Origin of the sequence: Micromonospora sp. NPDC005806 (assembly GCF_042871425.1) — a bacterium.
Taxonomy (GTDB): Bacteria; Actinomycetota; Actinomycetes; order Mycobacteriales; family Micromonosporaceae; genus Micromonospora.
Genome location: NZ_JBIAIL010000001.1, coordinates 321,311 through 344,995, shown reverse-complemented (window position 1 = coordinate 344,995; position 23,685 = coordinate 321,311). Strand labels below are relative to the sequence as shown.

The 23,685-nt window shown below is 74.7% G+C and carries 22 protein-coding genes; 14 read left to right on the top strand and 8 right to left on the bottom strand.

What is annotated here, in order from left to right:
- Positions 1-11 precede the first annotated feature (11 nt).
- On the top strand, positions 12-1,367 hold the full coding sequence (glmM, locus tag ACFYOS_RS01640; protein ID WP_387134837.1) for a phosphoglucosamine mutase: 1,356 nt from the start codon (positions 12-14) through the stop codon (positions 1,365-1,367).
- An 87-nt stretch (positions 1,368-1,454) separates the two neighbouring features.
- Here glmM and ACFYOS_RS01635 read toward each other — a convergent pair whose 3' ends face one another.
- From ACFYOS_RS01635 to ACFYOS_RS01625, 3 genes are all read right to left on the bottom strand, one after another.
- Positions 1,455-2,561: a threonine aldolase family protein gene (locus ACFYOS_RS01635; protein ID WP_387134835.1), complete on the bottom strand. Its 1,107-nt coding sequence runs from the start codon at positions 2,559-2,561 to the stop codon at positions 1,455-1,457.
- Positions 2,558-3,745 carry a pyridoxal phosphate-dependent aminotransferase gene (locus ACFYOS_RS01630; protein ID WP_387134833.1) on the bottom strand — a complete coding sequence of 396 codons (1,188 nt, stop codon included), beginning with the start codon at positions 3,743-3,745 and terminating at the stop codon, positions 2,558-2,560. The genes ACFYOS_RS01635 and ACFYOS_RS01630 overlap by 4 nt, the downstream gene beginning before the upstream one ends.
- A 71-nt stretch (positions 3,746-3,816) precedes the next feature.
- Positions 3,817-4,626 (bottom strand): MmpS family transport accessory protein, encoded by an 810-nt coding sequence (locus ACFYOS_RS01625; protein WP_387134830.1) that lies wholly within the window; start codon positions 4,624-4,626, stop codon positions 3,817-3,819.
- A gap of 258 nt (positions 4,627-4,884) precedes the next feature.
- Between ACFYOS_RS01625 and glmS the strand changes: the two genes are divergently transcribed.
- Positions 4,885-6,798, top strand: a complete 1,914-nt coding sequence (gene glmS / locus ACFYOS_RS01620) for a glutamine--fructose-6-phosphate transaminase (isomerizing) (protein ID WP_387134828.1) — start codon at positions 4,885-4,887, stop codon at positions 6,796-6,798.
- A gap of 65 nt (positions 6,799-6,863) precedes the next feature.
- Here the strand turns inward: glmS and ACFYOS_RS01615 are convergent, their stop codons facing one another.
- Both ACFYOS_RS01615 and ACFYOS_RS01610 read right to left on the bottom strand, forming a co-directional pair.
- Positions 6,864-8,597 carry an alpha/beta hydrolase gene (locus ACFYOS_RS01615; protein WP_387134825.1) on the bottom strand — a complete coding sequence of 578 codons (1,734 nt, stop codon included), beginning with the start codon at positions 8,595-8,597 and terminating at the stop codon, positions 6,864-6,866.
- A gap of 76 nt (positions 8,598-8,673) precedes the next feature.
- Positions 8,674-8,970 carry a hypothetical protein gene (locus ACFYOS_RS01610; RefSeq protein WP_387134823.1) on the bottom strand — a complete coding sequence of 99 codons (297 nt, stop codon included), beginning with the start codon at positions 8,968-8,970 and terminating at the stop codon, positions 8,674-8,676.
- A 223-nt stretch (positions 8,971-9,193) separates the two neighbouring features.
- Here ACFYOS_RS01610 and ACFYOS_RS01605 point away from each other — a divergent pair, with 223 nt between their 5' ends.
- The 6 genes from ACFYOS_RS01605 (at position 9,194) to ung (ending at position 14,642) form a co-directional block, all read left to right on the top strand.
- Positions 9,194-9,562: a holo-ACP synthase gene (locus ACFYOS_RS01605; RefSeq protein ID WP_387134820.1), complete on the top strand. Its 369-nt coding sequence runs from the start codon at positions 9,194-9,196 to the stop codon at positions 9,560-9,562.
- A gap of 55 nt (positions 9,563-9,617) precedes the next feature.
- Positions 9,618-11,087, top strand: a complete 1,470-nt coding sequence (locus ACFYOS_RS01600; RefSeq protein ID WP_387134818.1) for an NAD(P)H-hydrate dehydratase — start codon at positions 9,618-9,620, stop codon at positions 11,085-11,087.
- 90 nt (positions 11,088-11,177) lie between these two features.
- On the top strand, positions 11,178-12,296 hold the full coding sequence (gene alr, locus ACFYOS_RS01595; protein ID WP_387134817.1) for an alanine racemase: 1,119 nt from the start codon (positions 11,178-11,180) through the stop codon (positions 12,294-12,296).
- Positions 12,293-13,384, top strand: a complete 1,092-nt coding sequence (locus ACFYOS_RS01590) for an alpha/beta fold hydrolase (RefSeq protein WP_387134814.1) — start codon at positions 12,293-12,295, stop codon at positions 13,382-13,384. The genes alr and ACFYOS_RS01590 overlap by 4 nt, the downstream gene beginning before the upstream one ends.
- A gap of 13 nt (positions 13,385-13,397) precedes the next feature.
- Positions 13,398-13,880 carry a tRNA (adenosine(37)-N6)-threonylcarbamoyltransferase complex ATPase subunit type 1 TsaE gene (tsaE, locus tag ACFYOS_RS01585; protein WP_387134810.1) on the top strand — a complete coding sequence of 161 codons (483 nt, stop codon included), beginning with the start codon at positions 13,398-13,400 and terminating at the stop codon, positions 13,878-13,880.
- 60 nt (positions 13,881-13,940) lie between these two features.
- Entirely contained in the window at positions 13,941-14,642 is a 702-nt protein-coding gene (gene ung / locus ACFYOS_RS01580; protein ID WP_387134807.1) for a uracil-DNA glycosylase, read from the top strand.
- On the opposite strand, the gene ACFYOS_RS01575 is transcribed toward ung, so the two are convergent.
- Positions 14,631-15,353 (bottom strand): helix-turn-helix transcriptional regulator, encoded by a 723-nt coding sequence (locus ACFYOS_RS01575; RefSeq protein WP_387134805.1) that lies wholly within the window; start codon positions 15,351-15,353, stop codon positions 14,631-14,633. The two genes, ung and ACFYOS_RS01575, sit on opposite strands and share 12 nt — an antisense overlap.
- A 255-nt stretch (positions 15,354-15,608) precedes the next feature.
- On the opposite strand from ACFYOS_RS01575, the gene tsaB reads away from it, so the two are divergent.
- The 6 genes from tsaB to ACFYOS_RS01545 all read left to right on the top strand — a co-directional run bounded on the left by tsaB (position 15,609) and on the right by ACFYOS_RS01545 (position 21,595).
- Positions 15,609-16,286, top strand: coding sequence for a tRNA (adenosine(37)-N6)-threonylcarbamoyltransferase complex dimerization subunit type 1 TsaB (gene tsaB, locus ACFYOS_RS01570; protein WP_387134802.1), 678 nt, complete (start codon positions 15,609-15,611; stop codon positions 16,284-16,286).
- Positions 16,283-16,735 (top strand): ribosomal protein S18-alanine N-acetyltransferase, encoded by a 453-nt coding sequence (gene rimI, locus ACFYOS_RS01565; protein ID WP_387134800.1) that lies wholly within the window; start codon positions 16,283-16,285, stop codon positions 16,733-16,735. Before tsaB ends, rimI begins: the two co-directional genes overlap by 4 nt.
- Positions 16,736-16,740: 5 nt before the next feature.
- Positions 16,741-17,787, top strand: a complete 1,047-nt coding sequence (tsaD, locus tag ACFYOS_RS01560) for a tRNA (adenosine(37)-N6)-threonylcarbamoyltransferase complex transferase subunit TsaD (RefSeq protein ID WP_387134797.1) — start codon at positions 16,741-16,743, stop codon at positions 17,785-17,787.
- 16 nt (positions 17,788-17,803) lie between these two features.
- Positions 17,804-18,058 carry a hypothetical protein gene (locus ACFYOS_RS01555; RefSeq protein ID WP_387134795.1) on the top strand — a complete coding sequence of 85 codons (255 nt, stop codon included), beginning with the start codon at positions 17,804-17,806 and terminating at the stop codon, positions 18,056-18,058.
- A 70-nt stretch (positions 18,059-18,128) separates the two neighbouring features.
- Positions 18,129-19,835: an ABC transporter ATP-binding protein gene (locus tag ACFYOS_RS01550; RefSeq protein ID WP_387134791.1), complete on the top strand. Its 1,707-nt coding sequence runs from the start codon at positions 18,129-18,131 to the stop codon at positions 19,833-19,835.
- The gene (locus tag ACFYOS_RS01545) at positions 19,832-21,595 is read left to right on the top strand and encodes an ABC transporter ATP-binding protein (RefSeq protein WP_387134787.1); all 1,764 of its coding nucleotides are present in this window, start codon (positions 19,832-19,834) and stop codon (positions 21,593-21,595) included. The genes ACFYOS_RS01550 and ACFYOS_RS01545 overlap by 4 nt, the downstream gene beginning before the upstream one ends.
- A gap of 43 nt (positions 21,596-21,638) precedes the next feature.
- Here the strand turns inward: ACFYOS_RS01545 and ACFYOS_RS01540 are convergent, their stop codons facing one another.
- Together ACFYOS_RS01540 and ACFYOS_RS01535 are read right to left on the bottom strand one after the other, a co-directional pair.
- Positions 21,639-22,370, bottom strand: a complete 732-nt coding sequence (locus ACFYOS_RS01540) for a DUF4142 domain-containing protein (RefSeq protein WP_387134784.1) — start codon at positions 22,368-22,370, stop codon at positions 21,639-21,641.
- Between the two features lie 197 nt (positions 22,371-22,567).
- Positions 22,568-23,668: a substrate-binding domain-containing protein gene (locus ACFYOS_RS01535; RefSeq protein ID WP_387134781.1), complete on the bottom strand. Its 1,101-nt coding sequence runs from the start codon at positions 23,666-23,668 to the stop codon at positions 22,568-22,570.
- Positions 23,669-23,685: the final 17 nt, after the last annotated feature.

Below are 23,685 nucleotides of genomic sequence, written 5' to 3'. Positions count from 1 at the left end.
GGTTGGCGGGTATGGGCCGGTTGTTCGGCACGGACGGCGTACGCGGGCGCGCGAACGCGGATCTCACCCCGGAGTTGGCGCTCGCGGTGGCGGTCGCCGCCGCGCACACGCTGGCCGAGTCGGACAAGAGTCATCCGCCGCTCGCGGTGGTCGGCCGGGACACCCGGGCCAGCGGCGAGATGCTGGAGGCCGCCGTGGTGGCCGGACTGACCAGTGCCGGCGCCAACGTCGTCCGGGTGGGCGTGCTGCCCACCCCGGCCGTGGCGTTCCTCACCGCCGAGGCCAAGGCCGACCTGGGTGTGATGCTCTCCGCCTCGCACAACCCCATGCCGGACAACGGCATCAAGCTCTTCGCCGCGGGCGGGCACAAGCTGCCGGACGAGATCGAGATGCGGATCGAGGCGGCCGTCGAGGCGAACGCCACCACCGCCTGGGAGCGCCCGATCGGCGCCGGCGTCGGCCGGGTGCACGACCTGCTCGACGGGGCCGACCACTACGTCCAGCACCTGGTCGGCACCGTGCCGCACCGGCTGGACGGGATCAAGGTCGTGGTCGACTGCGCCAACGGCGCGGCCGCCGAGGTCGCCCCGGTGGCGTACCAGGAGGCGGGCGCCGAGGTGATCGCGATCTGTGCCGAGCCGGACGGGCTCAACATCAACGACGACTGTGGCTCCAACCACCTCGACGCGCTGCGCGCCGCCGTGGTCGAGCACGGCGCCCACCTCGGCATCGCTCACGACGGGGACGCCGACCGCTGCGTCGCGGTCACCGCCGACGGCGAGGAGGTCGACGGCGACCAGGTGATGGCGATCCTTGCCCTGGCCATGCGGGAGTCCGGCGAGCTGACCCAGGACACCCTGGTCGCCACCGTGATGAGCAACCTCGGCCTGCGGCTGGCCATGTCCGCGCAGGGCATCCGGCTGGTCGAGACCAAGGTCGGCGACCGGTACGTGCTGGAGGAGCTGCGCGCCTCCGGCCTGGCCCTCGGCGGGGAGCAGAGCGGCCACATCGTGATGCCCGCGTACGCCACCACCGGCGACGGCGTGCTCACCGGGCTGCACCTGATGTCCCGGCTGGCCGCCACCGGCAAGTCCCTCGCCGAGCTGGCCTCGGTGGTCACCAAGCTGCCCCAGGTGTTGATCAACGTGCCGGTGGGCGACCGCACCGTGGGCGCCGCCGCGCCGGCCGTTCGCGCCGAGGTCGAGCGGGCCGAGGCCGAGCTGGGCGAGACGGGCCGGGTGCTGCTCCGCCCCTCCGGCACCGAGCCGCTGGTCCGGGTGATGGTCGAGGCGGCCACGGAGGCTGTCGCCCGCGAGGTCGCCGAGCGGATCGCCGACCAGGTCCGCACCGCCAGCCCGGCCGCCTGACCCCGCTTTCGTCGATCAAGGAGTTTGCGTCGGGATCCGGTCCTCCGGTGACGCAACCTCCTTGATCAACCGGAATCGGTGCGGCGGTCAGCGGGGGAGCCGGCGGAGGAAGCGGTCGGCCAGGTCGACGACCTGGCCGGCGTCCAACTCCAGGGCCGGGGCGGCCATCGTGACCTCCGCCAAGGCCAGGTCGGGCACCTCGCTGTCCCGCCAGCCGCCGACGAACCACGCCTTCTCCTCCTCGGCGAGGGCGAGGTTGGCCTCGTTCAGAGCCTCCGCCGGGTGCGGCAGCCAGAGCCGGAACTGGTGGGTGTGCGGAGGCGCCGGGTGGATCCGCGCACCGGGCAGCGTCGCCAGCGCGGCCGCCACCACCTGCGCGTGCGCCACATAGCCGGGCAGCCGGGGAAGCTCCCGCTCCAGGCCGGCGAGCGCGGCAAGGGCGGCGGGCCACTGCTGGAACAGGCTCCCGCCGTAGCGGTGCCGCCAGGCGCGGGCGTAGCTGACCAGCGCCGCGTCGCCGGCCAACGCCGCCCCCGAGTGGCCGCCGAGGGACTTGTAGAACGAGACGTACGTGCTGTCGGCTAGGCCGGCGATGTCGGCCAGCGAATGCCCCAGGTGGACGGTCGACTCCCAGAGCCGGGCACCGTCCAGGTGCGCCCGGGCGCCCCGGTCCCGGGCCGCCGCGACGACCGCGGTCAGCTCCTCCCAGGTCGGCAGGACGAACCCGGCGTCGCGGAGCGGCAGCTCCAGCATCAGCGTGCCGACCGGCTCGTCGAGCGCGACCACCTCCTCGGCGGTCGGGTTGCGCGCCGCGTCCGTGGTCCGCACCGCCCGCAGCCCGCCGAGCACCGCGTACGCGTCCCGCTCGTGCAGCAGCGGGTGGCTGAGCGGGTGCAGGCCGACCGCGTCCCGGCCGGTCAGCTCGGCGCCGTACCGCATGGCGACCTGCTGGGCCATGGTGCCGGTGGGGAAGAAGGCGACCGATTCGGTGCCGAGCAGCTCGGCGACCCGGCCCTCCAGCTCCTCGACCGCCCCGCCCTCGCCGTAGAAGTCGAGCAGCAGGTCGTCGCCGACGGCCCCGCCGATCACCGCCAGTTGTTCCCGCACCGACGCCGGCCGGACACCGGAGAGCACGGTGTCGCAGCCGCGCTGGGCGGCGATCCGTCGGGCCCGGTCGGCGTACGCGTCGGTCATCGCTCCTCCGTCAACCGGCGCAGCCGGGTCACTGCCTCGGTGAGCACCTCGGGTCGCTTGCAGAAGGCGAACCGGACCAGACGCCGCCCCGCCTCCGCGTCGTCGTAGAAGACCTGGGTCGGCACGGCCACCACCCCGCAGCGTTCCGGCAGCGACCGGCAGAACTCCACCCCGTCCCGGCCGCCGAGCGGGGTGACGTCGGCGGTGACGAAGTACGTGCCCTCCGGTGCGAGCACCCCGAACCCGGCATCGAAGAGCCCGGCGACGAGCTGGTCCCGCCGCCGCTGCATGCCGTCCGCGAACTCGGCGAAATAGGAATCGGGCAGGCCCAGCGCCACCGCGACGGCCGGCTGCAGCGGCCCTGCGTTGACGAAGGTGAGGAACTGTTTCACCCGCAGCACCGCGTTGACCAGCCGGGGCGGACCGCTCACCCAGCCGACCTTCCAGCCGGTGCAGGAGAAGGTCTTGCCGGCCGAGGAGATCCGTAGCGTCCGCTCGCGCATCCCGGGGAGCGTCGCCAGCGGCACGTGCGGCGCGACGGCGTCGGTGAAGACCAGGTGCTCGTAGACCTCGTCGGTGACGGCGTACGCGTCGTACTCCCGGCACAGCTCGGCGACCAGGGCCAGCTCGTCCGGGGTGAACACCTTGCCGGTCGGGTTGTGCGGCGAGTTGAGCAGCACCAGCCGGGTCCGCGGCCCGAACGCGGCGCGCAGCTCCGCGGGGTCGAAGGCGTACCGGCCGTCGGCGGCGGGACGCAGCGTGACGGGGCGGCGGACCGCGCCCGCCAGGGTGATCGACGCCGCGTACGAGTCGTAGTACGGCTCGAAGCAGACCACCTCGTCGCCCGGCTCGCAGAGGGCGAGGATGCTGGCGGCGATCGCCTCGGTGGCGCCGGCGGTCACCACGATCTCGCCGTCCGGGTCGTACTCCAGCCCCCAGAACCGGCGCTGGTGGGCCGCGACGGCCGCGCGCAGCGCCGGGATGCCCGGGCCCGGCGGGTACTGGTTGTGGCCGGAGCGCAGCGCCTCGGCGGCCGCGGCGAGCATCTCCGGCGGACCGTCCGTGTCGGGGAAGCCCTGCCCGAGGTTGACCGCGCCGGTCCGTACGGCGAGCGCGGACATCTCGGCGAAGATGGTGGTGCCGAACGGCCGCATCCGGGCCACCAGCGGATCGGTCGTCGTCACGCCGGCCAGCCTACGGGCCGGTGCCGGCACCGCAAGCCCGCCGTCGGCCGCCGCTGGTGCCCGTGCGTCTCCTACCAGCCGAAGCAGGTCGCCCCGTATTCGCCCGAGTCCTGGGAGACCACCTTTCCGCCGATGGTGATCCGGCAGGTCACCGCGTCCGTCCCGTCGCCGGGCGAGGCGATGATCTGCACCCGCTCGCGGTCGTTGGCGCTGAGCGCGAGCCGCCAGGGCGACGGCACCCCGTAGACCTGGAGGAAGTCGGCGTTGGCGTCGTAGAACTCGACGTCCACCGGGCCGGTGCCGGTCACCTCGTACACCACCTGCAGCCGGCCGGGCCCGCCGGAGGGAGTGGTGGCCGGGCTGGGGACGGGCTCGCCGGTGACCAACCCGCCGTCCCCGGCGTCGCTCTGGTCCGGTTCGCCGTAGCCCGGGTCGTAGTACGGGTCCCCGGACGCCACGGGGTCCGCGGTCAGGCTGCCGATCGCGGCCAGCCCGACGCAGCCGCAGACGACCAGCATCAGGAACGCGGTCACGGCGATCACGATCGCCGCGATCCGGCCGCCGCTGCTCGGCCGCGGGGGAGCGCCGGGGTACGCGTACGGGGGCGGATAGCCGGGTGGCGGCCAGCCCGGCGCGGCGTACCCGGGCCAGGGGTGTGCGACCGGCGTGGGCGGGGCGAGCGGCGGCAGGGCGGGGCGCGGCGCGCCCGGCGGCGTTGCGCCGCTCCCCGACGCGTCGGGCGACCACGGGGTCGGCGGGGCCCACGGCTGCGGGGCGGCCAGCGGGTCCCGCGGGGTCCAGGGCGCGGGTGCCGGTGCGGCGGTGGGATCGGTCGGGTCCCCGCTCGCCGACGGGTCGGGGGAGGGCGTCGTCTCGGACATCGGCTCAACTCGCAGGGGACGGGCGCGGGCAGGACCGCGGGGGAGTGGGTGTCACGTCCCGGGATCGGGGTACGCCCCGACCAGGTCCCTCAATGTAAGGGGCGGCGGCCAGTCCGGGTGACCCCCGGTCGGTCACCCCGCCTACCTGGCTGTTTTGTCCGATCCTCACCCTCCGCTCGCCCGTTCGCTCAAATTCAGTGATCGTTTACCCGGCTTCCGAGCACGCAAGATGAGCGAAACTGGGTTAGGCTGCGGACCATGTGTGGAATCGTGGGTTACGCCGGCTCGCGCCCGGCGCTCGGCATCGTGCTCGACGGACTGCGGCGGCTGGAATACCGCGGCTATGACTCGGCCGGCGTGGCCATCGTCTGCGACGACGAGCTGCTGATCGAGAAGAAGGCCGGCAAGCTGGCCAACCTGGAGAAGGTCCTGGCCGAGCGGGCGGCCACCGACCCGGAGTCCTGCGCGGCCAGCCCGATCGGCATCGGCGACGGGACCACCGGCATCGGCCACACCCGGTGGGCCACCCACGGCGGCCCGACCGACCGCAACGCCCACCCGCACCTGTCCCCCGACGGCCGGGTCGCGGTGATCCACAACGGCATCATCGAGAACTTCGCCAAGCTCCGCGCCGAGTTGGAGGCCGACGGCGTCGAGTTCGCCAGCGACACCGACACCGAGTGCGCCGCCCACCTGCTCGCCCGGTCGCTGGCCGACCTCCGCTCGGCCGGCGAGGTGGACAGCCCGCAGCTGCTCGCCTCCGCCATGCGGCTGGTCTGCCAGCGGCTGGAGGGCGCCTTCACCCTGCTCGCCGTCGACGCCGGCATCCCCGGCGCGGTGGTCGGCGCCCGGCGCAACTCGCCCCTGGTCGTCGGCCGCGGCAACGGGGAGAACTACCTGGCCAGCGACGTGGCCGCGTTCATCGAGCACACCCGCGACGCGGTCGAGCTGGGCCAGGACCAGATCGTCCTGATCACGCCGGAGAGCATCGAGATCACCGACTTCGCCGGGCAAGCCGCCACCGGCAAGGACTTCCACATCGACTGGGACTCCTCGGCCGCCGAGAAGGGCGGCTACGACTGGTTCATGCTCAAGGAGATCGAGGAGCAGCCGCAGGCCATTGCCGACACGCTGCTCGGCCGGCTCACCGAGACCGGCGAGATCGCCCTCGACGAGGTCCGCCTCAGCGAGCAGGACCTGCGCGACGTCGACAAGATCTTCATCGTCGCCTGCGGCACCTCCTACCACGCCGGCCTGGTCGCCAAGTACGCCATCGAGCACTGGACCCGGATCCCCTGCGAGGTGGAGCTGGCCAGCGAGTTCCGCTACCGCGACCCGGTGCTGGACCGGTCCACCCTGATCGTGGTGATCTCGCAGTCCGGCGAGACCATGGACACCCTGATGGCGCTGCGCCACGCCAAGGAGCAGAAGGCCCGCGTGCTGGCCATCTGCAACACCAACGGCTCCACCATCCCGCGCGAGTCCGACGCGGTCCTCTACACGCACGGCGGCCCGGAGATCGCGGTCGCCTCCACCAAGGCGTTCCTCACCCAGGTCGTCGCCTGCTACCTGATCGGCCTGCACCTGGCCCAGGTGCGCGGGATCAAGTTCGCCGACGAGGTGGGCGCCGTGGTGGCCCAGCTCCAGGAGATGCCCGGCAAGCTGCGCGAGCTGCTGGACCGGATCGAGCCGGTCCGCGAGCTGGGCCGTGAGCTGAAGTCCGAGCCGACCGTGCTCTTCATCGGCCGGCACGTGGGCTACCCGGTGGCGCTGGAGGGCGCGCTGAAGCTCAAGGAGCTGGCGTACATGCACGCCGAGGGCTTCGCCGCCGGCGAGCTGAAGCACGGCCCGATCTCGCTGATCGACAAGGGCACGCCGGTCATCTGCATCGTGCCGTCGCCGGTCGGCCGGGGCATGCTGCACGACAAGGTCGTCTCCAACATCCAGGAGGTGCGCGCCCGGGGCGCCCGCACCATCGTGATCGCGGAGGAGGGCGACGAGGCGGTCGTCCGCTACGCCGACCACCTCATCTACGTGCCGCGTACGCCGACGCTGCTGGCGCCGCTGGTGACCACGGTGCCGCTCCAGGTGCTCGCCGCCGAGATCGCCGCCGCCCGCGGCCACGACGTCGACCAGCCGCGCAACCTGGCCAAGTCGGTCACCGTCGAGTAGTCGCCCCCGCCGAGGCCCCTCCGCCGCACGGCGGAGGGGCCTCGGCAGGTCCGGCCCCGGCGCGCTCATCGGCCCAGCACGATCCGGGCCATCCCGTCCAGCGCCGGGTTGCCGGGGTCCCAGTAGCCGGTGTGGCCGCGCCGGCCGCTGGGGAAGCGCCGGCCGCCGAAACTCGGGTCGGCCGGGTCCCGGCCGAACCACAGCTCGTGGTCGTCGGGCAGCACCGCCGCCAGCGGGCCGAGTGGCGTCCCCGCCAGCACCGCCCGGCCGGCCAGTTCCGCCGGCGGCCGGGCCAGCCGGATCACGTCGTCCGGCGCGGTGGCGGCCCAGACCTGCCCGGGCGGCAGCCGCAGCTCGGTGGCGCGGTCGACCCCGACGCCGGGGGAGCCGACGAAGACCAGCGCGTCGGCGCTCAGCCCGTGGTCACGGGCGGCGGTGCCGACCACCAGCGAGCCGTAGCTGTGGCCGAGCACGGTCTGCCGGGCCGGCGGACCCTCGTGCGAGGCGCGCAGCCCCTCCTGGAACCGGTGCAGCGCCGGCCCGGCCTCCTCCGCCTGCCGGGCCCGGGACGCCTCGGGCAGGAAGTCCGGGGCGTCGTAGTCCAGCCAGAGCACCGCCGCCGCCTCGTCCGTCGGGACGAGCGCCGCGCACCGGTCCAGCACCCGGGCGGCCCGGCCCAGCTCGCCGGGGGCGTCGGCGAGGTCCGAGGTCATCCCCGGCACGTACGTCAGCACCGCGCCGGCCCGGTCCGGGTTGCCCAACGCCACCACCGCCCGCCCGTCCCCGGTCGGGTCGAGCCCGAGCAGGTACGCGCGGGGCCCACCCGCCGACGCCAGCCGCTCGCCGAGCCCGTCGAGGCCGCCCAGGGTCGCCTCCACCCGGGCGAGCCGAGCCAGCCGGGCCAGCTCGGCCGGACCGGGCGGCAGCGGGCGCAGCAGCCGGCGGCGGAGGGCCAGCAGCTCCTCCCGCCGCTCGGTCAGCAGCAGGCGGTTGGCCTGGTCCCGGGCCGCCACCGGTACCCCGTCGAGGCGACCCACCCGGTCCGGCTCGTGGCGGACCAGCCAGCGGCGCTCGGCCGGGGTGAGCTCGGCCCACCAGCGGCTCACCTCCGCCGGGCCGGCCCCGGGCGCCGGCCGCCAGGCGGGCGGGACGCTCAGCCAGCCGGTGACCGCCGCCGTCGCCAGGTCGGTCAGCCGGACGGCCGCATCCCGGTCCGCCGCGCCGGCCAGCGCCAGCGCGCCGCGTATCTCGGCGGCCACCTGCGCCACCCCGGGACCGACCTGGGCGGCGGGGCGGTGGCGGGCCGGGTCGGGCCGGACCGTCCCCGCCCGGTCCACCAGGAGGCCGCCCACGTCGGCGTCGGCGACCGCGCCGGCGAGCCGGGCCTTCGCCACCCGCAACCGGGCGGCGAACTCGGCGAGCGCCTGGTCGACCTCCACCAGCGTGGGCAACACGTCGGTGAGGGTGTCCCGCAGCGCCCCGATCCGCTCCCGGGCGGCCGTGGCCGCCCCACCGGACCAGCCGGGGCGCAGGGCGGTGGCCCGGCCGGCCAGCCCGTCAGCCCGCCGCCGGACCGGAGCGGTGAGTCCGCACCAGGCCGCTCCGGCTGCGGCCCAGGCGCCCGGGTCGGCCCGCCAGAGCTGGGCGTACCGGACCGGATGCGGGGCCTCGGGGTCGGCCGCCGATCGCCGGCCGGCCCCGGCCGCCGGCCGGATCGGGGAGGCCGCCGGTGGGCGGCCCGGTCCCGTCCCGGCGGGCGGCTTGGCGCGGGCCGGGGAGGTTGGCGGGCGGCCGCTCACCGGGACACCCCGGCCGACGAGGTGCGCGGGCCGCTCACCGCGGGACCCCGACCGACCAGGGTGCGCGGGCGGCCGTTCACCGGACGAGCCCGGTCAGCCGCCCGGCGGCCCGTTCGTCCACCGCCTCGTAGCCGTCGGCGGCGCTGCGGACCGCAGCGGCGGTCGCCGCCACTCCGGCGGCCAGGTTGCCGCACCAGCCCTGCACAGCGGCCTCCAGCTCGGCCAGCGCGGCCCCGGCCCGCCAGCCGTCGGCCGGCACCAGCAGCCCCGGCGCGGCGGCCAGCCCGTGGGCCAGCCGGTACGCGTCGTCGCCCAGCTCCCGGGCCACCCCGCGCAGCAGGTCCGGCTCGACGGTGAACGGCTCCTCGGACATCGCGCTCTCCCCACTGGACGGCGGCCGGCGGGTTACGCCGGCAGCGACGGACGGACGGCCCGCCCCGGCTCCGCGGAACGGACACCGGGACGTTAGGCGCCCCGGGAGCGTCGGCACCGGCCCTGTGGACAACGGGCGGCGGCCGCACCCCCGGGGTTGTCCCCAGGCGTTGTCCACGGTCGGACCCGCTGGCTAATGTGCCGCCGCCGGTAGGGTGAGCCTCGTGATCGTGGCTGTCGGTATCGACGTCGTGCTGGTGGACCGGTTCGCCCGGGCCCTGGCGCGGACGCCGCTGCTCGCCGACCGCCTCTTCACCGAGGGTGAGCGCTACACCCGCTCCGGCAACCCGCGCTCGCCCGAGTCGATGGCCGCCCGCTTCGCCGCGAAGGAGGCGGTGGCCAAGGCGCTCGGCGCGCCGACCGGGCTGAGCTGGCACGACTGCGAAGTCGTGCCCGACCCGGACGGCCGGCCGTGGCTGACCGTCTCCGGCACGGTCGCCGCGGCCTCGGCGGAACGCGGGATCAACCGCTGGCACCTGTCGTTGTCGCACGACGGTGGGATCGCGTCGGCGATGGTGGTCGCGGAACGCTGAGTTGACCGGCGGGCCGGCCGGGCCCGACCGGGACGAACGGACGGGACGGGGTGGCATGAGACCGGTGTGGCGGGTCGCGGACGTACGCGCGGCGGAGGCGGGACTGATGGCCACCCTCCCGCCGGGGACGCTGATGCAGCGGGCCGCCGCCGGGCTGGCCCGCCGTTGCGCGCTGCTGCTCGCCGATCGGGGCGGCGTCTACGGTGCCCGGGTGCTGCTGCTGGTCGGCTCCGGTGACAACGGCGGCGACACCCTGTACGCGGGTGCCCACCTGGCCCGGCGGGGCGCGGCGGTGTCCGCCCTGCTGCTCACCCCGGATCGGGCGCACGCCGAAGGGCTGGCCGCGCTGCGGGCCGCCGGCGGGCGCCTCGTCGACCGGCCGCCGGCCGTGGTGGACCTGGTGCTCGACGGCATCGTGGGGATCGGCGGCACCGGCGGGCTGCGGGAGACCGCCGACCAGCTCGCCGCGAGCCTGGCGGCGCGCATCGGGCGGGACGGCACCCGCGCCACCGTGGTGGCGGTGGACGTGCCGAGCGGCGTCGCGGTGGACACCGGGCACGTGCCGCTCACCGCCTCCGGCCGGCCCTGCGCGGTCCGCGCCGACGTGACCGTCGCCTTCGGCGCGCTGAAGCCGGCCCTGGTGGTCGGTCCGGCCGCCGCGCTCGCCGGGCACGTGGAGCTGGTCGACATCGGGCTTGCGCCGTGGCTGCGCGGGACGCCCGCGCTGCGGGTCGTCGAGTGGTCGGACGTGGTCGACTGGTGGCCCCGGCTCGGCCCGTCGTCGGAGAAGTACAGCCGGGGCGTGATCGGGGTGGCGACCGGCTCGGCCATCTACCCGGGCGCGGGCGTGCTCTCGGTCGGCGGCGCGCTGGCCGGCCCCACCGGCATGGTCCGCTACGCGGGCGGGGCCCGGGAGGAGGTGCTGCACCAGCACCCCTCGGTGATCGCCACCGGGCGGGTCGCCGACGCCGGCCGGGTGCAGGCCTGGGTCTGCGGCGCCGGGCTGGGCACCGGCGAGGAGTCCGCCGCCGAGCTGCGGGCGGTGCTCGCCGCCCCGGTGCCGGTGGTGCTCGACGCCGACGCGCTCACGCTGCTGGTCGACGGCAGGATGGCGGAGCGGCTGCGCGACCGGGACGCCCCGATCGTGGTGACCCCGCACGACCGCGAGTACGCCCGGCTCTGCGGCGAGGCCCCGGGCGCGGACCGGGTGGCAGCCGCGCTGCGGCTGGCCGCCTGGATGAACGCGGTGGTGCTGCTCAAGGGCGACCGCACGATCATCGGCACCCCGGACGGCCGGGTGTACGTCAACCCGACCGGCACCCCGGCGCTGGCGACCGGAGGCACCGGCGACGTGCTGGCCGGGCTGCTCGGCTCGCTGCTCGCCGCCGGGCTGTCGGCCGAGCGGGCGGCCGCCGCCGCGGCGTACCTGCACGGGCTGGCCGGCCGGGAGGCGGCCCGCGGCGGGCCGGTGACCGCGCCCGACGTGGCGACCGCGCTCCGCCCGGTGATCGCTCGCCTGGGCTGACCGGGGACGGCGGCCGGCCGGCCCGCGCGGAGCGGACCGGTCGGGCGGCTCACGGCCCACGGTGATCACCGGCGGAAGTAGGCTGGGGGCATGTGGCAGACGGAGGTGCGCGTCGACCTGGACGCGATCCGGGAGAACGTGGCCCGGCTCAAGTCGGGCACCAGCGCCGAGCTGATGGCGGTGGTGAAGGCCGACGGGTACGGCCACGGCATGGTCCCGGCCGCCCGCGCGGCGCTCGACGCCGGCGCGGACTGGCTCGGGGTCTGCACCCTCGACGAGGCGCTCACCCTGCGCCAGGAGGGGGTCACCGCGCCGGTGCTGGCCTGGCTGCTCGACCCGGGCCTGCCGCTGCACGACGGCGTCGCCGTCGGCGTCGACCTGGGCTGCGCCAGCCTCACCCAGCTCGACGAGATGATCGAGGCGGGCCGCCGGGCGGACCGCCCGGCCCGGCTGCACCTGAAGATCGACACCGGGCTGTCGCGCGGCGGGGCCACCGTCGCCGACTGGCCCACCCTGCTGGAGGCCGCCGCGAAGGCCCAGGCCGACGGCCTGGTCGAGGTGGTCGGGGTGTGGAGCCACTTCGTGTACGCGGACTCGCCCGGCCACCCCACCACCGACCGGCAGCTGGCGGTCTTCCACGAGGGGCTGGAGATGGTGGAGCGGGCCGGCCTGCGCCCCCGCTACCGGCACCTGGCCAACTCGGCCGCCACGTTGACCCGCCCGGACACCCACTTCGACCTGGTCCGTCCCGGTCTGGCGGTCTACGGCCTCTCGCCGATCGCGGGCGAGCAGTTCGGCCTGCGCCCGGCGATGACCGCCCGGGCCCGGGTGATGTTGACCAAGCGCGTCCCGGCCGGCACCGGCGTCTCCTACGGCCACACCTACCTCACCGAGCGCGAGGCCAACCTGGCGGTCGTCCCGCTCGGCTACGCCGACGGGGTGCCCCGGCACGCCTCGAACACCGGCCCGGTGCAGCTCGCCGGCAAGCGGCGGACCATCTCCGGCCGGGTCTGCATGGACCAGTTCGTGGTCGACTGCGGCGACGACGAGGTGGCGGCCGGGGACGTGGCGACCCTCTTCGGCAGCGGCGCGGACGGCGGGCCCACCGCCGACGACTGGGCCGAGGCCGTCGGCACGATCAACTACGAGATCGTGACGCGGTTCGGCGGGGTCCGGGTGCCCCGCGTCTACGATGGCGAGCGTCCGTGAGTCAGCGCTTCCGGATCCCCCGGCCGCGGACGGCCGCCGGCCGGGTCGCCGGGGTGGTCGGCGCCGCCGTCGGCGTGGCCGCCGCCGGGCTCGCCGCAGGCGTGGTGAGCGAGCGGGTCCTGGTCCGCCGGCTCAAGCGCGACCCCACCGATCGGTACGCCCACGAGGTCTTCGGCGAGCAGCGGTACGACGAGGCGTACACGCTGGAGATGCCGGACGGTACCGACATCCATGTGGAGGTGGTCGAGCCGACCCGGCCCGTCGCCGGGCACCCGACCGTAATGCTGGTGCACGGCTTCTGCCTGGACATGGGGACCTTCCACTTCCAGCGCCAGTTGCTCGCCGCGCGCGGCGACTACCGGGTCGTCGCGTACGACCAGCCCGGGCACGGCCGCTCCGGGAAACTGGAGAGCGGCGACTACGACCTCGCCACGCTGGGCCGGACGCTGCGCCGGGTGATCGACGAGGTGGCTCCGGAGGGGCCGCTGGTGCTGGTCGGCCACTCGATGGGCGGCATGACGATCATGGCGTTGGCCGAGCTCTACCCGGAACTGTTCGGCGACCGGGTGGTCGGCACGGTGCTGATGGCCACCTCGGGCGGTCTGCTCGCCGAGACCAAGCTGGTGGCCCCGGCGCTGCTCGGCCGGGTCGGCGCGCCGGTGCTCTACATGATGAGCAACGCCACCCGCTACGGCGGCACGGTGATCGACAAGGCCCGCAAGTCGACCTCCAACGTGGCCTGGCTGCTCACCCGCAGGTACGGCTTCGGCACCTCGAAGCCCAGCCCCGCCCTGGTGTCGTACGTCGAGACGATGAACTCGCGGACCTCGGCCGACACGGTCACCCGCTACCTGCGCACCCTGGCCACCCACTCCCGGTTCCCGGCGCTGGCCGCGCTGGCCGGCACGCCGGTGCTGGTGATCGTGGGGGACAAGGACATGATCACCCCGGTGACCCACTCCGAGGAGATCGTCCGGCGGCTGCCGCACGCCGAGTTCGTCAAGATCCACGACAGCGGGCACGTGGTGATGCTGGAGCACGCCGAGGAAGTGAATGCGGCGCTCGAACATTTTCTTGAAGAGCTATGAGCATGGAGGCGCTGTGACGGTCGTCGTCGAGCTGAAGACGGTCGACGACACCCACGAGTTCGGCCGCCGGCTGGCCGGGGTGCTGCACGCCGGGGACCTGCTGCTGCTCAGTGGCCCGCTGGGGGCCGGGAAGACCGCGCTGACCCAGGGCATCGGCGCCGGCCTGGGCGTACGCGGCGACATCACCTCGCCGACCTTCGTGATCGCCCGGGTGCACCGGCCGGACCCGGCCCGGGGCGGGCGGGTGACCCTGGTGCACGCCGACGCGTACCGTCTGGGGGAGTCGGCCGACCCGCGGGCCGAGATCGACGACCTCGACCTGGACGCCTCGGTGGACGAGGCGGTCACCGTGGTCGAGTGGGGCGAGGGCATGGTCGAGCAGCTGGTCGACGCCCACCTGCGGGTGCGGATCGACCGGCGGGAGGACGACACCCGGACGGTCACGCTGGAGCCGGTCGGCGGCGACTGGGCAGCGCGGCTGACCACCCTGGACTGACGGCTGTCGTACCCGCTGCCTACAGTGCCGAGGACCGATCCGACCGGCGAAAGGTTGCCGATGCCCGACGACACCCCCACCCTCGACCTGCTGGCGCTCCTTCCCGATGCCTGGCGGACGGTGCTCACCCCGCACCTCGACCCGGCCCGCACCGCGGCGCTCACCGAGTTCGTCGCCGGGGAATACGCGACCCGGACCGTCTTCCCGCCGGTCGAGGACCTGTTCTCCGCCTACCGGCTGTGCGGGCCGGCGGAGACCCGGGTGCTGATCCTCGGGCAGGACCCTTACCACAAGGCGGGGCAGGCGCACGGGCTCAGCTTCAGCGTGCGTGAGGGGGTGTCGGTGCCACCGTCGCTGCGCAACGTCTTCAAGGAGCTGGGCGAGGACCTGGGCGTGCCGAAGCCGCGCAGCGGCAACCTGGACGGCTGGGCGGCGCAGGGCGTGCTGCTGCTCAACTCGGTGCTCACCGTCCGGCAGGCCACCCCGGGCGCGCACGCGAACAAGGGCTGGGAGGAGTTCACCGACGCCACCATCCGCGCCCTGGACGCCCTCGACCAGCGGGTGGTCTTCCTGCTCTGGGGCGGCTACGCCCGCAAGAAGGCGGCCCTGGTCACCAACCCGCAGCACGTGGTGCTGGAGGCGGGCCACCCGAGCCCGATGAACCCGCGCGGCTTCCTGGGCAGCCGTCCGTTCAGCGCGGCGAACAAGGCCCTCGCCGACGCCGGCCTGCCCACCATCGACTGGGAGCGCTCAGCCGGCTGAGCCGGTGCCGGGCGGCCCGGGGGCGAGGCGCTGCCGGTGGCGGCGCAGCAGCTCGGCGGTGTGCGGGTCGGTCAGCTCCACCCGGATCAGCGGCTCGACCGGGTAGCTCCGGTCGCCGTGCCGCACCTCGACCGGCTCCGGCAGCTCGTCGCACATCCGGGCTCGCAGCTCGCCGTACCGGGTCTGCCAGCGGTGCTCGCCCCGCTCTTCGGGCTCGACCCGCAGGCCGCCCCACTCCTCCCAGCGGGCGTTCCAGCGCTGCGCGTACGCCTGCTGGAGGAAGGCGGTGAAGCGCGGCGAGTCCCGCCAGCGCACCGCGACCTCGACCGCGTCCACCGGCAGCGGTGCGCCCTGGAGCAGCGCCGCCGTGCTCCCGGTCAGCACGTACGGCAGCTCGCCCAACGCGTCGAGCATCCGGTCCAACCCGAGTACCCGGATCCGCTCGACGCCTGATCCTTCGGCCAGCGCGTCGAGGGCGGCGTCCAGGTGGCTGTCCAGCGGTTCCACCTCGATGCGGAGCTGCCGCCCGAGCGCGGCGAGCAGGCGCTCCACCATCGGCAGGCTCGGCAGCCGGTCGCCGCGCTCGACGTGGGCCACCGTGCCCTGGCTGAGCCCGATCAGGTCGGCCAGAGCCTGCTGGGTCAATTCTCGGCGGTCCCGCTCGTGCCGGATTGTGGTGGCGATCTGGCGGGCCAGGCGGTTCTCGGTCACTCCGCGATGATGACGAAGATTTGAGAGCAACATGCCTCTCAGTCATATTCATGTCTCCCAGACATGTGGCTCATAAGTGGTGTGCCTCCCAGCCCGCGTCACCGGGAGTAACGGACGTGGCTGGGTAGGAGCCGTCTCTGGCGGCCAAAAGAGCCGGCTTCCCGCCGCCATCCGGCGGCGCCGGGCAGCCGGTCGTCGTCGCGCCGGGACAGGCCGTGACCGGTGGTGACCGGCCGGCGGCTAGGCTGGCACATTGTGCTCGTACTGGTGGTGGACTCCTCGACGCCGGCGGTGACCGCGGCGCTGGTCGAGGTCTCGGCGGACGGTGTCGTGACTCGCGCGCAGCGGTGCACGGTCGACGCCCGGGCGCACGGCGAGCTGCTCGCCCCGCAGGTCGACGCGGTGTTGGCCGATGCCGACGCCCGTCCGGCCGACCTGGCCGCGATCGTCGCCGGGCTCGGCCCCGGGCCGTTCACCGGGCTCCGGGTCGGCCTGGTCACCGCTGCCACCATGGGCCAGGTGCTCGGCATCCCCACGTACGGTGTCTGCTCGCTGGACGGGATCGGCCACCCGGCGGCCGCCGGCGAGCCGGTGCTGGCCGCCAGCGACGCGCGGCGCCGGGAGGTCTACTGGGCCGTCTACGACGGCGCCGGCGAGCGCATCGCCGGGCCGGACGTGGACGCTCCCGCGGTCGCCGCCGAGCGGGCCCGGGGCCTGGCCGTCACGGTCGCGGTCGGCGACGGCGCGCACCGGTACGCGGACGTCCTCGGCCTGCCGGTGCGGGAGGAGCCCCGCTACCCGGACGCGACGGCGCTGGCCCGCCTCGCCGCCGAGCGGATCCGCGCGGGCGCCCCCGGCGAGCCGCTCACCCCGCTCTACCTGCGCCGTCCGGACGCCGTCGCGCCGACCGGCCACAAGCCGGTCCTGCCATGAGCGAGGTGCGTCTCGGCCGCTTCCGGTGGTGGCACGTCGACCAGGTGCTGCCGATCGAGGCGGACCTCTTCGGGGCCGAGCAGTGGTCCCCGGCGATGTTCTGGAACGAGCTGGCCAACCGGCACTTCTACCTGGTCGCCACCGACGACGACGGCAGCCTCCTCGGCTACGCCGGGCTGATGGTGGCCCCGCCCCACGAGGCCTGGGTGCAGAACATCGCGGTCCGCCGGGACGCCCAGCGGCGGGGGGTCGGCCGGACGTTGCTGGAGGCGCTGCTCGCCGAGGCGGCCCGACGCGGCGTCCGCAGCACATTGCTGGAGGTCGCGGCGGACAACGCCGCGGCGCAGCGGCTCTACGCGATGTACGGCTTCGAGCCGATCGGCGTGCGCCGCGGCTACTACCAACCGAGCAACACCGACGCGCTGGTCATGCAGCGCAACGAGGACTGACGAGCATGGCTGACGAACCACTGATCCTCGGCATCGAGACGTCCTGCGACGAGACCGGGGTCGGCATCGTCCGCGGGCACACCCTGCTCGCCGACGCGCTGGCCTCCAGCGTCGAGGAGCACGCCCGGTTCGGCGGCGTGGTGCCCGAGGTGGCGAGCCGCGCCCACCTGGAGGCCATCGTGCCGACCATGGACCGGGCGCTGCGGGAGGCCGGGGTGACGATCGCGGACATCGACGCGATCGCCGTCACCTCCGGCCCGGGCCTGGCGGGCGCGCTGCTCGTCGGCGTCGCCGCCGCGAAGGGGTACGCGGTCGCCGCCGAGAAGCCGGTGTACGGCGTCAACCACCTGGCCGCCCACGTCGCGGTGGACACCCTGGAGCACGGTCCGCTGCCCGAGCCGGCGATCGCCCTGCTGGTCTCCGGAGGGCACTCCTCGCTGCTGCGCGTCGACGACCTGGCCCGGCAGGTCACCCCGCTCGGCTCGACCATCGACGACGCGGCCGGCGAGGCGTTCGACAAGGTGGCCCGGCTGCTCGGGCTGCCGTTCCCGGGCGGCCCGTTCATCGACCGGGAGGCGCGGGCCGGCGACGCGGGGGCGATCGCCTTCCCGCGCGGCCTGACCGCCGCCAAGGACCTGGTCGCCCACCGGTACGACTTCTCCTTCTCCGGCCTGAAGACCGCGGTGGCCCGCTGGGTGGAGGCGCGGCAGCGGGCCGGCGAGCCGGTCCCGGTGGCCGACGTGGCCGCGTCCTTCCAGGAGGCGGTCTGCGACGTGCTGGTCGGCAAGGCGCTGGACGCCTGCCGGAGCAGCGGGATCGAGACGCTGGTGATCGGCGGCGGAGTGGCGGCCAACTCGCGGCTGCGGGCGATGGCCGAGCACCGGGCGGCGAAGCACGGCGTGCGGGTGCGTACGCCGCGGCCGAGGCTGTGCACCGACAACGGCGCGATGGTGGCCGCGCTCGGCTCGCACCTGGTCGCCGCCGGCGTCGCGCCGAGCCGACTCGACCTGCCCGCCGACTCGGCGATGCCGCTGACCGTGGTCAGCGTCTGAGCGGGGTGGGGACCGAGTGATCGTCCGGATGTGGGAGGCGAAGGCCGAGCCGTACGGGTTCGCCGACCTGATCACCTGGGTCTGCGAGACCGCGCTGCCCGAGTTCGAGCACGACCCACTGCACCTGGCCAGCGAGGTGTTCTCCTCCACCGACCACCGGCTCGTGGTGATCTCCAAGTGGCGGAGCAACCCGCGGGAGCTGCCCGAGCCGCCCATGCGGCTGGTCGCCCGCCCGCCACACACCTGGGACTTCACCCAGGTCGACCGCTGACCCACGGCCGGCCTGACCGGCGGGAATTGGTTGGCGTCGGACCCCGCCCGGCACCTAGCGTCGGCTCGTCATGCGCTTCTTACCCGCCGGCGATCCCGGCACCCCCGACGACCGGTCCGCCACCCGTTACCTGCTCTGGCTGGCCGGTCGGCACCCCGTGCTGTTCGGTGCCGGCATCACCCTCGGCGTCGTCTGGATGGTGGCGCAGGCGCTGATGCCGGCCGCCGTCGGCCGGGCCGTCGACGCGGGGCTCGCCCACCGCGACCCGGACGCCCTGCTGCGCTGGGGGCTCGTGCTGCTCGGGCTGGGCGTCGTCCAGGCGCTGGCCGGCGTCCTGCGCCACCGCTGTGCGGTGCACAACTGGCTCGGCGCCGCTTACCGGACGGTGCAGGTCACCGTGGACGCCACCAACCGGCTCGGCGCCGCGCTACCCCGCCGGGTTGCCGCGGGCGAGGTGGTGAGCATCGGTACGGCCGACATCGAGCACATCGGCAGCGCGGTCGACATCACCGCCCGGGGTACCGGCGCGGTGGTGGCCATCGGCACCGTGACGGTGATCCTGCTCACCGCGTCCCTGCCGCTCGGACTGGTGGTGGTGCTCGGGGTGCCGCTGCTGATGGGGCTGGTCGCGCTGCTGATCCGGCCGCTGCACCGGCGGCAGGCCGCGTACCGGGACTCGACCGGGCAGCTCACCGCCCGCGCCGCGGACATCGTCTCCGGGCTGCGGGTGCTGCGCGGGGTGGGCGGGGAACCGGTGCTCGGCGCCCGGTACCGGGAGCAGTCCCAGGCGCTGCGTGCCGATGGTCTGCGGGTGGCCCGGGTGGAGTCGCTGCTCCAGGCGGCGCAGATCCTGCTGCCCGGTGTCTTCGTGGTGCTGGTGACCTGGCTCGGGGCCCGGTTCGCGCTGCGCGGCGAGATCAGCGCCGGCGAGCTGGTCTCCTTCTACGGCTACACCGCCTTCCTGGTCAGCCCGCTGCGCAACCTCACCGAGGCGGCCGACAAGCTGACCCGGGGACACGTCGCGGCCCGCCGGGTGGTGCGACTGCTTCGGCTCGCCCCGGAGTTCACCGACCCGGCCCGCCCGGTGCCGCTGCCCGCGGGGCCGGGCGAGCTGGTGGACGTCGGCTCCGGGCTGGTGCTGCGGCCGGGTCGGCTCACCGCGCTGGCCGCCACCGCACCCGAGGACGCGGCCGAGATCGCCGACCGCCTCGGCCGGTACGTCGACGGGGACGTGACACTGCACGGCGTACCGCTGCGCGACGTGGCGCTGGCGACGGTGCGCGAGCGGATCCTGGTGGCCGACAACGACGGGCAGCTCTTCAGCGGCGCGCTCCGTGCCGAGCTGGACCCGCACGGACGGGGTGACCACCACGCGGTCGAGGCGGCGCTGGTCGATGCGAGCGCGACGGACATCGTCGCGGCGCTGCCCGACGGTCTGGACGGCCCGGTCGCCGAGCGCGGCCGGGAGTTCTCCGGCGGGCAACGGCAGCGGCTGCGGCTGGCCCGGGCGCTGGTCGCCGACCCGGAGACGCTGATTCTGGTCGAGCCGACCAGCGCGGTGGACGCGCACACGGAGGCACGGATCGCCGACCGGCTGGGCGCGGCGCGACGTGGCCGGACCACGCTGGTCTGCACCACCAGCCCGCTGGTGCTCGGCCGGGCCGAGCACGTGGTCTTCGTGGAGGACGGCAAGGTGGTCGCCGAGGGCCGCCACGACGAGCTGCTCGCCGCCGAGCCCCGGTACGCGGCCACGGTGAGCAGGGAGGAGGACCAGTGAGCAACGCGCTGCCCGTCGCCGACGCCCGCCAGGTCCGCCGGTACGCGCGGGCGCTGGCCCGCCGGCACCCGCGCGGCCTGGCCACCGCGCTCGGCCTGCACGCGCTCGCCGCGGCCGCCGGTCTGGTCGCGCCCCGGCTCCTCGGTGACCTGGTGGAGGGGATCTCGCGCGGTGTCGCCGCGGTGACCGTCGACCGGGTCGCCCTGGCCATCGCCGGCTTCGTCGTGGTCCAGTCGGTACTGGTCCGCTTCGCCCACCTGGCCTCGGCCCGGCTCGGCGAGCGGGTCCTCGCCGAGCTGCGCGAGGAGTTCGTCGACCGGGTGCTCGCCCTGCCGCTGTCCACCGTGGAGCGCGCCGGCACCGGTGACCTGCTCACCCGTACGTCCCGGGATGTCGCCGCGCTGTCCCGGACGGTCCGGTTCGCCGCGCCGGAGACGCTGATCTCGGCGGTCACCGTGCTGTTGATCCTCGGCGCGCTGGTGCTGACCGGCCCACTGCTGGTGCTGCCGTGCCTGCTCGCGGTGCCGATGCTCTGGGCCGGCACCCGCTGGTACCTGCGCCGGGCTCCGGAGGGGTACCTGCGGGAGAACGCCGCCTACTCGGACATCACCGACGGGATCAGCGAGATCGTCGAGGGCGCGCGGACGACCGAGGCGCTGCGCCAGCAGGCCCGCCGCCGGGCGCGCAGCGACGCCGACATCCGCCGCTCGTACGCGGCCGAGCGCTACACCTTGAACCTGCGGACGGTCTTCTTCCCGGTCGCCGAGATCGGCTATCTGCTGCCGGTGGTCGGGACCCTGCTGCTCGGCGGCTGGTGCTACCTCGAGGGCTGGGTGACCCTCGGGCAGGTGACCGCGGCCACCCTCTACGCCCAACAGTTGGTGGACCCGGTCGACCGGCTGCTCTCCTGGCTGGACGAGTTCCAGGTCGGCGGTGCCTCGCTGGCCCGGCTGCTCGGCGTGACCGTCGACCCCGCCGCCGGATCCCCCGCCGCTCCGGCGGACGCCCCTGCCGCCCTGCGGCCGGTGGCCGGCGACGGCCGGCTCGCCGCCCAGGACGTCCGGTACGCGTACCGGACCGGCCACGACGTGCTGCACGGGGTGACCCTGGTGCCCCGGCCGGGGGAGAAGCTGGCCATGGTCGGCCCGTCCGGCGCGGGCAAGTCCACCCTGGGCCGGCTGCTGGCCGGGGTGCACGCGCCGCGGGCCGGCTCGGTGACCGTGGACGGCCGGCCGCTCACCGAGCTGCCCCTGGCCGAGCTGCGGACCCACGTCGCACTGGTCAGCCAGGAGCACCACGTCTTCATCGGCACGCTGGCCGACAACGTGGCGATGGTCCGCCCGAGCGCCGGCGCGCCGGAGGTACGGGCGGCGCTGGCCGCGGTCGACGCGCTGGGCTGGGCGGAGGCGCTGCCGGACGGGCTGGACACCCGGGTCGGGGCGGGCGGGCATCCGCTCTCGCCGGCCCAGGCGCAGCAGCTCGCGCTGGCCCGGCTGGTGCTCGCCGACCCGCACACCCTGGTGCTGGACGAGGCCACCTCGCTGATCGACCCGCGGGCCGCCCGGGCGCTGGAACGCTCGCTGGCCGCGGTGCTCCAGGGCCGGACGGTCATCGCCATCGCGCACCGGCTCTTCTCCGCGCACGACGCGGACCGGGTGGCGGTGGTCGAGGACGGTCGGATCACCGAGCTGGGCCCGCACGACGAGCTGGTCGCGGCCGGCGGCTCGTACGCCGCCCTCTGGCGCTCCTGGCACGGCTGAGCGAGCGGCAGGACTCCCGGCGGAGCCTGTCCCCGGCGCGGCGTCAGGTACGGCGCAGCAGGCGCCAGGTCGCGTAACCGCCGGTGAGCAGGGCGACGAGGAAGACCGCCCACACCACGGTGGTGCTGACCTGGACGCCGCCGCCGCTGCCGACGTTCGCCTCGGCCGCGGCGACCAGCGAGTCGCTCTGCGCCGGGGGCAGCGCGGCGGGCGGGAGTTGCTGCCAGCGGACCAGCCCGGTGCTCTCCAGCATCGTCATGTGGTCGTTGACGAACGTGTTCGCCGCCTCGGCGAGCTTGCGCACGATGGGGTCCCGGGTGCTGGCCCGGACCGCGCCGATCACCGGGAAGATCTTGCCGTGGGCGACCCGGAGCCGGGTCACGAAGATCTGGTCGAACCGGGCGCCGGTGGCGTTCTGCAGCTCGCTCAGCCACCCCTTCTGCTCGGTCGTCGGATCCGTCGGCAGGGTCGCGCCCAGCTTGTTCGCCGCCTCGACCACGAGCTGGTCCAGCACGCCGTGCTGGCGGGCGATCTCCGCGCCGATCTCGCGTACCCGGGCGGACCGGCCCTTCTCGGCGGCCATCTGCCCGGCGGGCATCTCCCAGAGGCCGGCCAGCCGTACGCCGTTCAGCAGGGTCATGTCGGCGGCGTTGAGCTGCTGACCGGGCGCGGCCGTCGCCGGGCCGGGAAGGACGCTGATCCCCGCGACGAGCGCGACGAGCAACAGCGCCACCCGGTGCGCCACCCGGCGACGTACGGATTCCAGCGGTGCCATGGTTGCGGTGCCTCCTCGGTCCGTACCGGTACGCGGATGTCCCCGGTCGGCCGCACCCGACGGCCGGCCGTCCGGACACTGGTACGGATCACCGGCCCGCTCGGTTCAGCGCCGATCGAGCCGGCGGGCGGATCCCGCAACGACGAAGGGCCCCGGAGCGGACTCCGGGACCCTTCGTGGCGACGAGCGCCGTGGTGTTACTTGGTCAGCGGCGCGAGCTTCGGGTCGTTCGCGTACGCCTCGGCCGCGTTCGCCTTGGTGACGGCGACCGGCGGGAGCAGGTACGTGTCGACGACCTTGACGCCGTTGTTGTAGGACTTGGTGTCGTTCACCTCGGGGGTGTTACCGGCCTGCAGCGCCTTCACCATTTCGATGGTCTGCTTGACCAGGTTCCGGGTGTCCTTGTTGATCGTCATGTACTGCTCGCCAGCCATGATCGACTTGACCGACTCGACCTCCGAGTCCTGGCCGGTGACGACCGGGACCGGCTTGCCGGCGCTCTTGACCGAGGTGATGATCGCGCGGGCGAGGGTGTCGTTCGGCGAGAGGACGCCGTCCAGCGTCTTGCTGCCGTAGGCCGAGGTCAGCAGCTGGTCCATGCGGGCCTGCGCACCCTCGGCCTTCCAGCCCTGGATGGCGGTCTGCTTGACGTCGGTCTGCTTCGAGGCGACGACCACGTTGCCCTTGTCGATCTCCGGCTTGAGCACGCTCATCGCGCCGTCGAAGAAGACACCGGCGTTGTTGTCGTCCGGCGAGCCGGAGAAGAGCTCGATGTTGTACGGGCCGTTCGGCTTCTTGGCCTTCATGCCGTCCAGCAGGGCCTGACCCTGGAGCTGGCCGACCTTGAAGTTGTCGAACGCGACGTAGTAGTCGAGGTCCGGCGTGTTCTTGATCAGCCGGTCGTAGGCGATGACCTTCGCGCCGGCCGCGTGCGCCGCGGCGACCTGGGTCGACAGCTGCGCGGCGTCCGTCGCACCGATGACGATGACCTTGGCGCCCTTGGTGACCATGGCGGTGATCTGCGCCTGCTGGTCGGCGACCGTGGTCGACGCGCCCGCGTACTGCACGTCGCTCTTGAAGCCGGCCTCCTTCAGGCCGTTGGTGAACAGGTCGCCGGCGAGAACCCAGTTCTCCGAGGTCTTGGACGGCAGGGCCACGCCGATCAGCGAGTCCGCCGCGAAGCCCTTGGCGTCGGCCTTCGATCCGTCGGAGCCCCCGTCGCGGCCGGAGCCGCAAGCGGTCAGAGCAAGCGCCGCGATGGCACCGATGGCCACCGACTTGCCGATGAGATTGCGCATGACTAGGGAGTGCCCTT

What these genes read in the sequence shown, in the direction of transcription:
- glmM (WP_387134837.1), top strand. Translation starts at nt 12, where the DNA reads ATGGGCCGGTTGTTCGGCACGGACGGCGTACGCGGGCGCGCGAACGCG.
- ACFYOS_RS01635 (WP_387134835.1), bottom strand. Translation starts at nt 2,561, where the DNA reads ATGACCGACGCGTACGCCGACCGGGCCCGACGGATCGCCGCCCAGCGC.
- ACFYOS_RS01625 (WP_387134830.1), bottom strand. Translation starts at nt 4,626, where the DNA reads ATGTCCGAGACGACGCCCTCCCCCGACCCGTCGGCGAGCGGGGACCCG.
- glmS (WP_387134828.1), top strand. Translation starts at nt 4,885, where the DNA reads ATGTGTGGAATCGTGGGTTACGCCGGCTCGCGCCCGGCGCTCGGCATC.
- ACFYOS_RS01610 (WP_387134823.1), bottom strand. Translation starts at nt 8,970, where the DNA reads ATGTCCGAGGAGCCGTTCACCGTCGAGCCGGACCTGCTGCGCGGGGTG.
- ACFYOS_RS01600 (WP_387134818.1), top strand. Translation starts at nt 9,618, where the DNA reads ATGAGACCGGTGTGGCGGGTCGCGGACGTACGCGCGGCGGAGGCGGGA.
- alr (WP_387134817.1), top strand. Translation starts at nt 11,178, where the DNA reads ATGTGGCAGACGGAGGTGCGCGTCGACCTGGACGCGATCCGGGAGAAC.
- ung (WP_387134807.1), top strand. Translation starts at nt 13,941, where the DNA reads ATGCCCGACGACACCCCCACCCTCGACCTGCTGGCGCTCCTTCCCGAT.
- rimI (WP_387134800.1), top strand. Translation starts at nt 16,283, where the DNA reads ATGAGCGAGGTGCGTCTCGGCCGCTTCCGGTGGTGGCACGTCGACCAG.
- tsaD (WP_387134797.1), top strand. Translation starts at nt 16,741, where the DNA reads ATGGCTGACGAACCACTGATCCTCGGCATCGAGACGTCCTGCGACGAG.
- ACFYOS_RS01550 (WP_387134791.1), top strand. Translation starts at nt 18,129, where the DNA reads ATGCGCTTCTTACCCGCCGGCGATCCCGGCACCCCCGACGACCGGTCC.
- ACFYOS_RS01540 (WP_387134784.1), bottom strand. Translation starts at nt 22,370, where the DNA reads ATGGCACCGCTGGAATCCGTACGTCGCCGGGTGGCGCACCGGGTGGCG.
- ACFYOS_RS01535 (WP_387134781.1), bottom strand. Translation starts at nt 23,668, where the DNA reads ATGCGCAATCTCATCGGCAAGTCGGTGGCCATCGGTGCCATCGCGGCG.